At 39.9% G+C, this 13,213-nt stretch carries 7 protein-coding genes; 6 read left to right on the top strand and 1 reads right to left on the bottom strand.

Translation table 11 applies throughout. The features are described from left to right. The first annotated feature begins 25 nt into the window (after positions 1–25). Both QNI22_RS29370 and QNI22_RS29365 read left to right on the top strand, forming a co-directional pair. Positions 26–736 carry a DKNYY domain-containing protein gene (locus QNI22_RS29370; RefSeq protein WP_314516501.1) on the top strand — a complete coding sequence of 237 codons (711 nt, stop codon included), beginning with the start codon at positions 26–28 and terminating at the stop codon, positions 734–736. A gap of 706 nt (positions 737–1,442) precedes the next feature. Then, positions 1,443–2,033 carry an energy transducer TonB gene (locus tag QNI22_RS29365; protein ID WP_314516499.1) on the top strand — a complete coding sequence of 197 codons (591 nt, stop codon included), beginning with the start codon at positions 1,443–1,445 and terminating at the stop codon, positions 2,031–2,033. A gap of 112 nt (positions 2,034–2,145) precedes the next feature. On the opposite strand, the gene QNI22_RS29360 is transcribed toward QNI22_RS29365, so the two are convergent. After that, positions 2,146–2,604, bottom strand: coding sequence for a GNAT family N-acetyltransferase (locus tag QNI22_RS29360; protein WP_314516497.1), 459 nt, complete (start codon positions 2,602–2,604; stop codon positions 2,146–2,148). A 296-nt stretch (positions 2,605–2,900) separates the two neighbouring features. Here QNI22_RS29360 and QNI22_RS29355 point away from each other — a divergent pair, with 296 nt between their 5' ends. The 4 genes from QNI22_RS29355 to QNI22_RS29340 all read left to right on the top strand — a co-directional run bounded on the left by QNI22_RS29355 (position 2,901) and on the right by QNI22_RS29340 (position 13,209). Continuing rightward, the gene (locus QNI22_RS29355) at positions 2,901–3,872 is read left to right on the top strand and encodes an SMP-30/gluconolactonase/LRE family protein (protein WP_314516496.1); all 972 of its coding nucleotides are present in this window, start codon (positions 2,901–2,903) and stop codon (positions 3,870–3,872) included. Between the two features lie 914 nt (positions 3,873–4,786). Continuing rightward, positions 4,787–6,313, top strand: coding sequence for a GAF domain-containing protein (locus QNI22_RS29350; protein WP_314516494.1), 1,527 nt, complete (start codon positions 4,787–4,789; stop codon positions 6,311–6,313). 23 nt (positions 6,314–6,336) lie between these two features. Then, positions 6,337–10,857, top strand: coding sequence for a chemotaxis protein CheB (locus QNI22_RS29345; RefSeq protein ID WP_314516493.1), 4,521 nt, complete (start codon positions 6,337–6,339; stop codon positions 10,855–10,857). Positions 10,858–11,478: 621 nt separating this feature from the next. Next, positions 11,479–13,209, top strand: a complete 1,731-nt coding sequence (locus QNI22_RS29340) for a phospho-sugar mutase (RefSeq protein WP_314516492.1) — start codon at positions 11,479–11,481, stop codon at positions 13,207–13,209. Positions 13,210–13,213 lie beyond the last annotated feature (4 nt).

Genomic DNA, 13,213 nt, shown 5'->3' with positions numbered 1-13,213 from the left:
TGGTTGTGAACCCTCCATTTATTGTATGAGACTTTTATATGTTGTCCCTGCTGTACTTCTTGTCACTATATTGCTGGTATTCTCCTGTACAAAGTCAAAGCATTCTTCTTCAAGAAATAGTATAGAAAACTGGATTCAAACAGATCGAAATCCGGATACTTTCATCAATCCTATTGATGATACCACTGATCTACAGAGGATAGGTAACCAGATTTACCAGGACAACGATGGTAAGGTGTATCTGCGAACTCTATATCCACATAGGTATAAAAGAGCTCACTATGTGGAATACCTGAAAGACATTACTGATTTTTTGAACATAGCTGATTACAGAGAGTTAGATAAAGGATACTTTACCACAAAAGGAAAAGTGTATATGTGGTGGAGCAATGATGGAGGACATTATCCTGTAGAAGTGAAAGTAGCTGATCCTGGAACGTTTGTTCCTTTTGACTCAATAGCAGGTGGTAAAGATAAAGCACATGTCTTTTATGGAGGCCCACCAGGCAATATGGATACGCTGCCTGGTGCAGACCCTGCTACTATTCGTGTAATGAACCCCGAGAGAGGCTGCTGGAATTGTGGTGATTGCTATTTTGTGGATGCTAAACATGTGTTTTGGGGCTTACAGCCAATACCAGAAGCAGATTCTAAAACATTTCATCTGGTAGATAGCGAAGCTGTGGATGCAAGAGACAAGTATAGAAGCTATTATAATGGTCGTCCTATAAGGTAAGATGCTAAATTAGGTCACTTGTAAGTCTGAAGGAAAAATAATTTAGTCTTCTTTAAATGGCAGTAATAAGTAAAATTACTTACAAAACTAACATGGGTATGATATCTGTTGGGGTGAAGGGCATCTACACGAATCACCATGAATACAAACTATAAATGGAGGTGATACGGACTTTGTTTGATGAGGCGTGGGGTTGATATAAATTTTTGCATTGTTGTTGTATTTATCAGATAATCAGTACTTTTATAAGTGTGTTGATGAGTAGGTGGGATGAATTTTTTACGTAGTTAGTGTTACTAGTGTATAATTTTTATTTTTTATCTGCTCAATCTGTGTATTTTCTCTGCCAAAGGGGATATGTCCTGTTGTGCTTATAAATAATCCAATAGATATCGCTTTTTTTAAGCCTAACTCTTGTATTTAGGCAATATTCCGTCGAAGACCTTTGGCAATCTGGGGTGCTGAATGCATAGTGGTAGTTAGAGGTAACTCCTGTTAATCAAATAGAGATAAATCAATCCTTACATTCAGTATGGTTCCTACAGGAATGCTGACTATTACCTGTTTCCACTACAGTGTATCTAGGTATGTAAACGCTAGCAAAATTGTTTCTTGAAAAGTTGTTTCTGTGTGCAGTCAGTATTAAAAACAACTTCTTGAAATTAACAAAAGAAAGATATAACTCATCCCCTTAACGTATTCAATCATGAAAAAGTCTATATTTCTCCCTTCACTCGTATTCGTACTAATCTTCGCTGGAAATGTAGTATTTGCTCAGAAGAAGAAAAGCACTACGGCTACTAAAACATTTGCATCAAATCAAACAGTGGCCCTGGCAAACTCATCTGTTCCGGATAAGAAAGAATATGTTGCCGAGCAAATGACAGATGAACAGGCATTGGAGATGGTTACTCAGCAACTGGAGGCTGCCACATCTACACAGGCAACAACTGAAGAAGCTCCTCAGACGGATGAAAACCGGATTTATACTGTGGTAGAAGTTTCTGCACAGTTTCCTGGTGGTGCTACAGCACTAAATCAGTTCCTGACTATCAATGTTCACTATCCTAAAGAGGCGAAAAAGGATAACATTGCCGGAAAAGTATATACCAAGGTTTTGATTGAGAAGGATGGAAGTGTTTCTGATGTACAGATTATAAAAGGACTAGGCCATGGCTGTGATGAAGAAGCTGTACGGGTTATTAAAACTACTTCCAATTGGAAACCTGCACGCCAGCACGAAAATATTGTTCGGTCTTACTACATGTTACAGGTTAATTTTGTTCCTGCCAATTAGTATTTTCTATAATCTTCTGTTTAATTTCTGTTAGGTAAAGCGTTTGAACATCTTATGATCAAACGCTTTACTTTTATAGTAAAGAGATCCTGTCAGGTCTTTTGTATCTATATCAGCTTGCAAATATCTTGCGCATACATACACTTTCCTCTATATCCTGATACGGACCATAATTAGGAATGCGGGTAAAGCCAGAAGTCTCATATAATCGGATGGCTTCGGGTTGTTTGATACCAGTTTCCAGTATGGCAGAAGTATAGTGTTGTTCTGATGCCCAACGTTCCAGTTCCTGCAAAATCATTCGGCTGATACCTTTTCCTCTAAAGGCCGGATGAACAAACATCCGCTTAATCTCTATCTCAGTAGTAGAAGCCGTAGGACGGAAGCCTCCACAGGCTAAAGGCTGTCCTTCTGAAAATGCTACTACTACCTGTACTCGTTCATCCAGTTTGTTGCTAGGGGCAAAAATACCTTGTTTATCAGGGTAACGTGCCCACAAGTCTTTGTCGAGCATGCTGACCAATTCCACAAAGGCCGGATCAGTAACCGTTGTTCGTTTTAGTGAGATCATTATACTAGGTAAAGGTGGTTAGGAGGGAAGCAAGATACTGAGAGATAAGAATATATTTCAGATTTTGTCTTCTTCTATCACTTTACTTTCTTATAAAGAAATATAAAACAGCATCTGCATCTAGTTCATTGAAATATTCCAGGAAGCTGTTACTTAGTTGTTTGATGGTGGCAAAGCATATCTATTGTTCTGTTATACTTAAGGACATTTGTATTTCATATTTCCACGTAAAAAAATCCTATCTGTCTTGAAAAAATGTAACTTACGATCCATTTACCTTGCAACTTCGTTTATCCATGACAAACCTGTTCACAACCAGTTTATTTGCTCTCTGTATAGCTTTAGGCTTGCCATTTGTTCAAAGCTCTCTATCAGAAAGTGTAGCTAACCTTAACTTCAGACAAACCGTGCAAACTATCGCAGACTCAACATCAGGCAGTGGCATTATAGCACCACAGGCAAAACCGCAGCTGGTATCCAGCCAGTTTAGCTTTACAGAAGGACCCGCAGTAGATAAAAAAGGAAATGTATACTTTACTGATCAGCCCAATAACAAAATCTGGAAGTATGATACTGAAGGAAAGCTTTCTGTGTTCATGGAAAATTCAGGTCGTTCCAATGGGATGTACTTTGATCAAAAAGGAAATCTCATTAGCTGTGCAGATGAAAACAACCAGCTCTGGTCTATCAGTCCACAAGGTAAGGTTACTGTTCTGCTCAAAGATTTTCAGGGACATACATTCAATGGTCCCAATGATGTATGGGTAGACAAATCGGGTGGCATCTACTTCACCGATCCGTACTATCAGCGCCCATACTGGAAACGTCAGAGCCCTGATCCAAACTTGGGAGGAGAGAAATTATATTACTTACCAAAAGGTGCATCAGCAGCTATCCTGTTGGATGATACCTTCAAGCAACCCAATGGCTTGATCGGTACTCCGGATGGTAAAATATTATATGTTGCTGATATTGGTAACAACAAGACTTATAAATATGAGATTGCAGGCAATGGAGTACTCAAAAACCGCCAGTTGTTTGTAAATCAGGGATCAGATGGAATGACTATTGATAATCAGGGCAATATCTATCTGACAGGGAATGGAGTAACTGTATATAGCAAAGAAGGACAAAAGATCGAACATATACCTATTCAGGCCAAATGGACTGCTAATGTATGCTTTGGGGGGAAAGAAAAGAACTTGTTATTTATTACCGCTTCGGAATCTGTTTATACATTGAAAATGCAGGTAAAGGGAGTACAATGAGGTTTTCACCGCTTCAGAAGAGAAAGTCATCTTATTCTTTGATCTGGTTAAAATAGAACCTATCATAGTTTTTTCTCTATAAATCCCCATAAAAAGCGAAACGCATCCAACCCAGTATAAGGTGTCAGATGCGTTTCAAAATCCTCGGTTAAATCTTATCAAACACCGCCGGCACGCAACCAGCACGGTCCAACCATTTCCGCCCGAGTCACTTTACAAAAGCAAAGCGATCAAAATCTCACACCTAAAAGATGATTGGTAGTGTTTGATAAAATTTGCTTGGGACTAGACATGTGTACCTCCTTTCTTTTAAGTGAAACATGAGCAATAGATATTTAAAAGATCATTGCATCACAAATGCGGTCTGATAAAGGGATGCTACTGCCGATGGTGACCACCATACATCATAATAACATTTTTAAGGGCAGAAGGTTCAACATTTTCTCATTCATCACCTACTATTTTTATGTCTTTTAAAAATTACCAGACAAATCCTATCGTTATTTGTCTACAGCTTAGTAACTTGTCTGCTTTCCGATTTATGGTGAAAGATATTACCAGTAATTTTCGCCAAAAACAAAGATAATTTTGTAACAAAATAGCCCATAATCTGGTTAAACGACTGATATATTCAGCTATACATAGTATGAGTACAGCAGACATAAGTAGACGAGGATCAAAAAGAAAAGCAAAAAAAATGTATCATTGGTGTCTTTTATTTCACACATTCGTAAATTGATTTTCGTGCGATTTGGCAAATAGGACTCGGATTCGTGTGAGGCTTTGAGATAAAAAACAGCAGGCATTATTTTTTTTGCCCTTAGAAAATGTGTATCTATTTCCATACAAACGCATCAACTGAGGAGTATTAGGGCAAAATGGCTTAGCTCCTCAGAAACAAACTTACATACCTTATGTCTAAAAAAAATTATGATTCAGAATTTTGTGGAAGCCTCCCTCTTAACTTTATCAATCATGTCCAGGCTTATGGTATCCTGGTAGTATTGGAGAAGACCAATCTGACAATTATTCAGGTGAGTCAGAACATTGAAGAAAAACTTGGTATCGCTGTTGAAGAAGTTATAAATAGTTCCTGGAAAAAATACGTTTCAGCAAAGGAATTAACTCTGCTTGAGGAGCATATACAATCTGATGTAATCAAAAAAACATCGGTATCATTTTCCTTTACAGTACCTGGTCGCCAAACCAATTGCCTTGCCATTGTTCATATAAAAGATAGCTATCTGATTCTGGAAATAGAAATTCTGCCGGAAGATGAATCAGCTACAACATCATTTTTATCTGTCTATCAGGATGTCAAACATGTGATTACATGGCTGGAATCTGCACAGACTATTACATCTGCCTGTGAGATTGCTATCACCGAGTTAAAGAAGATATCTGGTTTTGATCGGATCATGGTGTATCAATTTGATGAAAATTGGAATGGTACTGTCATTGCCGAAACGCTGGAAGAAGGCATGGAGCCTTATCTGGGTCTGGTATTTCCGGCTTCGGATGTACCTCGCCAGGCCAGAGCCTTATATCTGCAAAATCCCTATCGGCAGATACCTGACCGCGAATACACTCCCGTAAAGTTATATCCTCTGCTGAATCCTGCCACAGAAACATTTATTGATCTGTCTGATTGCAATTTACGGAGTGTTGCATCCGTTCATATAGAGTACCTGCGTAATATGAATGTGATGTCGTCTATGTCTATCCGTATTATAAAAGACAACAGATTATGGGGACTGATTGCCTGTCACCATCGCCAGGCTAAGTTTATTCCGTATCAGCTTTGTTCTGTTTTTGAGCTTTTGTCTGGCTTTATATCCTCTACATTTTCACGGCTTCAGGTATTAGAGGAGTTTCAGCGTAACTCACACCTACAGACCATTCATGCCCGTCTGGCAGAGCAGATCTATGCAGAAGATAGCCTGGTCAAAGGATTGCTACAAAAAGAGACAACTGTACTGGATCTGTTACAAGCGGAAGGGGCAGCTCTAACCTATAGTCGGGGTATGGCAACCATTGGCGTTACACCTGATGAGGACGAAGTAAAGAATCTGATTATGTGGTTACAGGGTAATAAACCAGACAAGGTCTTTTCTACCGACTCTATAGCGTCTGTATATGATAATGAAAAGCTGTCTCAGGACATCGCAGGGATGATTGCTATTCCTATTCATCCGGCAAAAGACGAATACTTGTTTGTGTTCCGGTCAGAAGCGATTCAAAAAATTAACTGGGGAGGAAATCCGGATGAAGCAATACAATTTGAGCAGGATAAGAAAAACTATCACCCACGCAATTCGTTTAAAATATGGCAACAGACCGTAAAGGATACTTCTTTGCCCTGGCATACACAGGAAATTCAGGTCGCTGATTCGCTTCAGCATATTTTACTCGAATATACGTTACGTAAAAGCGTTGTTTAACGCTCTAACAGACAGAGAAGAACGTGAAAAAGAATCATTCTGTAGATACAAAATTAACGGAAGTACCTATTGACAGACAGCACTTTATTGTAGCAATAGGTGCTTCAGCAGGAGGGCTGGAGGCCATTCATGACTTTTTTGATAATGTGACTGAGAGTTCAAATCTCTCCTTTGTCATTATTCAACATCTGTCGCCAGACTACAAAAGTCTTCTTGTAGAACTGGTAGCTAAGCATACCTATATGAAAGTACAGGAAGCTGAGGATGGTGTGTTGTTAGAGAGAGGGTGCATCTATGTAATTCCACCCAAAAAGATGATGACTATCTCAGACTGCCGGCTACAGCTGACTGACAAAAAGAACATAGATAAAGGCCCTAATACCGCCGTAGACATCTTTCTGCACAGCCTTGCCAAAGATAAGGGAGATAAGTCTATTGCCGTTATTTTGTCAGGTACAGGTACAGATGGTACAAAAGGGATTGAGGTAATCAGCCGGGCAGGTGGAATGGTGGTAGTACAGGAGCCCGAATCTGCCAAGTTTGATGGAATGCCAAAAAGTGCTATTGCCACAGGCTGTGCTGATATGATCCTGGCTCCCTGGCAAATGCCGGAAGAAATCGCCAATTACATCGACGATACATCCAATGGGGTCTTTACAGAAAAGACCATGGATGAAAAGGTGCTGGAAGACATTCTGAAGCTGATCTATAAGAATACAGGGTGTGATTTCCATAATTATAAATACCCGACTATTCTTCGGCGTATTGCTCGCAGGATAAAGAAACTGGAATTACGTCATGTAAAGGCATATCTCTCTTATCTGAAGAAACAACCAGGTGAATCGCAGGTTCTGTGCAAGGACTTTCTGATTGGTGTAACTAAATTCTTCAGAGACAAAGAAGCCTTTGATTCACTGAAGGAACAGGTAATTTCTAAAATCATCCACGACAAGTCTGCCGGTGAAACCATAAAAGTATGGGTTACTGCCTGTAGCAGTGGGGAAGAGGCCTATAGCATTGCGATTCTGCTATATGATATGATAGCACAGTCGAAAAAAAATCTGTCAATTAAGATCTTTGCTACAGACACAGATGCCAATGCCATAGATTATGCTTCACGCGGTATTTATGAAAATACAGTAGAGAAAGACATTCCTGCTTCTTATCTGGATTCCTATTTTATCAAACGGGATGCTACTTATCAGATTATTCCGGAGATACGCAAGCTTATTGTTTTTGCCAAGCATAATATTATCACTGATCCTCCTTTTATTAAAAATGATCTGGTGACATGTAGAAACATGCTTATTTATATGAACTCTGCTCTGCAGAAGAAGGTGCTTTCTACCTTGCATTTTGCTATGAATCCAGGAGGATATTTGTTTCTGGGTAGTACAGAGTCTGTGAGTATGATCAGGGAAACCCTGGAAGATGTAGATCGCAAATGGAAGATCTTTCGGCGTATCGAAACAGTTAATAGGCCTTATCATGAATTGTTTAGTAAGCCATTAACTTCAACCAGAACCTATACTCCGAGAACAGTTCCCGACTTCTCACAAGCCAAAACTCAGTCGGGCGACTTCTCTGAAGACATCAAGCAGATTTTGTGTGATGACCTGGGGTATGTAGCTATTTATATTGACAGCAATCTGGAAGTACGACATACAGCAGGCGATTATAAAAAATTTCTTTCGTTACCGGATAAGCAGATCAATCTGAACTTATTAAAACTGCTTTCCAAAAGTCTGGTAATTCCTGTTCACAAGATGATCCGGCAGGCATGGAATAATAACGAAAAGGTTAATGAGGAGAAGGTAACCTATCGATCCAGTGAGGGAATCAAGCAGGTAAGTGTTCTCGTCAGACCTATGCCTGCTTCTTCGTTAAAGACAGGCTATACATTGATTTTATTGAAAGAACTTCCTGTAACAGTTCAGCCTGTAGAAGAAACACCTGTAAAGATAGGTGAACTTAATGATCCGGATTTTCTGAATGGCTTGCATGAAGAGCTCAACGAAACCAAGCTGAGTCTGCAAACTACTATTGAAGAGCTTGAGACTACCAATGAAGAGCTCCAGAGTGCCAACGAAGAGATGATCTCTTCCAATGAAGAACTGCAAAGTTCCAATGAAGAGCTGCAGTCGCTCAATGAAGAACTACATACACTAAATACCGAACACCAGCTTAAAATCAATGAACTCATTCAGCTCAATGATGACCTGAATAACTATTTCAGAAGCACAGATATCGGCCAGATATTTCTCGACAAGGATTTACGAATACGTAAATTCAATCCATCCGTAGGTAAACTAGTAAACCTAATCGAAAGCGATATTGGCCGACCTATTACTGATATCTCTACTAATTTGCTCAATACCAATATTGATAATGCGTTACAAGAGGTTATCAGTACCAAAATGGTAGTGGAGAAGGAGATTTTTACCAGGTCCGGACAGTCGTATTTGATGAAGTTATACCCTTACATCAACAATAATAACAAATCTGACGGTATCATACTTACTTTTGTAGATATCAGTCTGATCAAGAATCTGAATGAGATCATTAACGGGGTATTTGAATCTTCTCAAAGCTCTATTTTTGCTTTTGAAACGGTGACGGATGGGGATCATAAGGTTCGGGATTTTACCTGTGTAGCTGCCAATCGTGCATCCGAGTCTTTCTGGAAAAAGCCTATCAACGCCATTATCAACCATTCACTGGAGTCAATTTTCCCAATAGACATAAAGACAACGCTCTTCAAAGAGTTTCGGAAGGTATATACCCAAGGCATTCCATCACACTTTGAAATTGCCTTTGAACAAAAATCTTTTGAAGGAGTAGCGGTAAGAACTAAAAACGGAATCGCTGCTACCTTTACCAATGTTACAGATAAAAGAATGGATGAGGCTAAGTTGAGAAAGAACTTTAACGAACTCATTCGCACGAAGGAAGATCTGAAGGTACTTAACTCCAATTTGGAGGAAAAGATACAGGAACGTACACAGGAACTCAGTAAAAGTGAGGAGCGGTTCCGGTTGTTGTCTCAAGCCACTAACGATGCTATTATTGACTGGAGACTGATCGATAATGATATCTGGTATAGTGACAGCTTTTTCTCAATGTTTGGATACAAAAATGCAGAACCTCAGCAATCACGCAAACTCTGGTCTGCCAATATCCATCCGGACGATAAAGAGAGGGTACAATCTACAATTCATAGATTGCTTAATACCAATACCAGTCACTTCTCACTGGAATATCGCTTTCAGAAGTCTGATGGGGGGTATGCAGAAGTACTTGATCGTTCGTATATTTTGCATGATGAATATGGCACACCCTACCGGATGCTAAAATCCATGTTGGATATTACCGAACTTCGTAAGGCGAGGCAGGAAGTAAAGTGGAACATAGAACAACGGCAGTTTCTGGCAGAATCTGTTCCGCTGATCGTATGGACTGCCAGTCCGGATGGAAAGATCACATTTATCAATAAAAACTTCGAACTGTTTACAGGTGAATCTGCTACAGAAGCAGCGGACTATAGCTGGAAACGTTTTGTTGACCCAGCCGATTTGCTCAAACTAAAAAAGATCTGGCTGGCAGCTCTGCGGTCTACACATGACTTCGAGGTTGAGATTAAAATTCGTAATGCCAGCCATGAATATAAGTGGCATCTGTTACGGGCACGTGCTCAGATCACCAACCGTGTGATTTATTCCTGGGTAGGTAGTGCTACTGATATTGATCAGCAGAAAAGGATTTCGGAAGTTATGGAGCAGAAGGTGCTGGAACGTACAATAGAACTTAAAAAGCTGAATGTGGCTCTCAGAAGCAGTAACAATGACCTGCAACAGTTTGCATCAGTAGCTTCACATGACTTGAAAGAGCCTATCCGCAAAATACACCTGTATGGTAACCTGTTGAAGAATAAGTATCTTCAGGAAATGGATGGGGCCACTATCTTTGCAGATAAGATTATACAGTCTGCTTCCCGTATGACCAAGCTGGTAAATGATCTGCTTAGTTATTCGAAAGTGTCAGACGGGTCTTTCTTTGAGATGCTTAACCTGAATACTATCATTACGGAAATTCTGGATGATCTTGAGATTGTGATTCGTGAGAAAGACGCCACCTTCTCGATTAGCCATTTCCCGATGATTGAAGCAATTCCCGGTCTGATCCGGCAATTGTTCCAGAATCTGATCAGTAACGCACTCAAGTTTTCAAAACCAGACGTAGTGCCATCAATTACTATTCATTCAACAGTGATCAGTGAGAAGAGATTCAGTAGTCCATCACAGAAAGAGGGTGGTTTTGTACGCATCATTGTCAAAGATAATGGTATAGGCTTTGATGAAGCCTACAAAGACAAAATATTTACACTGTTTCAGAGGCTACATGGTACAGATGAATACGAAGGTACAGGCATTGGTTTGGCGCTTTGCAAAAAAATTATCGAAAAGCACAACGGGCTTATTGATGCGCATAGTCAGTTAGGTGAGGGTGCTGAGTTTGTCATTATCTTGCCTGTTAAACAAACTTGATTTTATCAGAGCTTTAAATAGATTTTCACTGCTCCACTGCTATAAATTCACTCCTCATGTGAGAGTTAGTTAATTTGATTGCATCTGAAAAAATATCGGAATTATGGTCAGGCTTACACAGACAACACGCTTGTCAATCTGCTAATCAACATTTGATTTGACCAGAGTTTAAGTCACTTTTGTAGTTGACCTAAACTCCGGTCATTTTGTACAACTATTTGAATAATGGTCAATTTTTCAAAATATCGGAATACTGATCATGTAACTGAGATATCAGAATTTTGATGTCTCGTAGTTGTGTACGCATTGAGAAAGCTGAGGTTCAGGGAGTGATAACGCAAATCGTACTACCTTGCAGAGCGCTCTATGCCTTCATTACAAGAGTGGAAAAGGGAAAATTGTAAGAAAATGTGTTTACTGTCTTTACTTTTACGTATTAACATACAGTTTTCTTTTTCTTCATAGCAGGCTTTTTCGATATTAAAAAAATCATTGCATATTCGCAGAAAGGGATCAAAATAATCTATATAGGTGTATCAGATACATCTGGCAGGATTATTTTACGACTGAGGAAATGTACATTATATACTGAGACTATTTATTAACCTTTATTTATTTAAAATGGAAACAGCTATCCGCCAGAAAATCGACACATGGCTTAGTGGTAATTATGATGCTGATACCAAAGCATACCTGAATAAACTTCTGACTGACAATAATGATGCGGAATTGAATGATGCATTTTATAAGGATCTGGAGTTTGGTACAGGTGGATTGCGGGGTACTATTGGTATCGGAACCAACCGGATGAATCAGTATACAGTCGGAATGGCTACACAGGGATTGGCAAATTACCTGAAGCAGACCTATCCTAACGAAGAAATCCGTGTAGCTATTGCCCATGACAGTCGTATCAAGAGTGATACCTTTGCTCAGATTACTGCGGATGTATTTTCTGCCAATGGCATCAAAGTATTTCTCTTTCCGGAATTGCGTCCTACTCCTGAGTTATCCTTTGCCGTTCGTGAACTGAACTGCCATTCAGGTGTAGTGATTACAGCTTCACACAATCCGAAAGAATACAATGGTTATAAAGCTTACTGGAATGATGGAGGACAGGTAATTGCTCCACATGATAAGAATATCATCGGTGAAGTACAGAAAATCAAGTCTGTAGATGAAGTGAAGTTTGCCGGAAATCCGGATCTTATCGTGAAAATCGGACCTGAACTGGATGAAAAATACCGGAAAATGATCTTGGGTAATGTGGTGTTTCCGGATGTGATTCAACGGCAAAAAGCCATGAAGATTGTCTTCACACCTATTCATGGAACAGGTATTACGCAAGTGCCACAGGTGCTGGAGCTGATGGGTTTTACCAATGTACATGTAATAGAAGAACAGGCAAAACCAGATGGTACTTTCCCAACTGTAGTATACCCCAACCCGGAAGAGCATGAGGCAATGAGCCTGGCGTTGAAGAAGGCTGCTGAACTGGATGCGGATCTTATACTGGCTACCGATCCGGATAGTGACCGTGTTGGAATTGGGGTAAAGAACCACCATGGCAAATGGCAGTTGCTGAATGGCAACCAGACAGGTAGCCTGATCATCTACTATCTGTTACAGGCATGGAAACAGGCTGGTAAGATTACCGGAAAAGAGTTTGTTGCCAAAACCATCGTAACCACTGATCTGATTGATAAGATGGCTGCTGACTATGGGGTAGAATGTCCAAACGTGCTGACTGGATTTAAATACATTGCCGCAAAAATTAAAGCATACGAAGGAGAGAAGAAATTTATCGCAGGTGGAGAAGAAAGCTACGGATATCTGGTAGGAGATGCTGTTCGTGATAAAGATGCCATTGCATCCTGTGCGATCATTGCTGAACTAGTAGCTTATGCCAAAGATAAAGGCATTAGCTTGTTTGACATGATGCGTGAGATGTATGCCAAATATGGCTTTTACTATGAAACATTGATTTCTTTGACTAAGAAAGGTCAATCCGGAGCTGAGGAAATTAAGCAGATGATGAACAATATGCGCAACAACCCTCCTAAAACAGTAGCAGGTTCTTCATTGGTACGCCTGCTGGATTATGAACTCGGACAGGATCGCGATCTGATAAATGGAACTACCAAACCAACTGAGTTGGAAAAATCAGATGTACTGCAATTTATCACTGCTGATGGTACCAAAGTATCTGCACGCCCTTCAGGGACAGAGCCCAAAATTAAGTTTTATGTGTCTGTTAATGAGCCACTGGAAAACAAAGAAGACTTTGATGCCGTTTTTGAAAAGCTGAAAGGCAAAGTGGCAAGCATCGTAGAAGAGCTAAAGCTAAGCTAAGTAC

The sequence above is a fragment of the Xanthocytophaga agilis genome, assembly GCF_030068605.1.
Taxonomy (GTDB): domain Bacteria; phylum Bacteroidota; class Bacteroidia; order Cytophagales; family 172606-1; genus Xanthocytophaga; species Xanthocytophaga agilis.
Note: the sequence above shows the minus strand (reverse complement) of the source record. Positions and strands in the feature narration are given on the sequence as shown.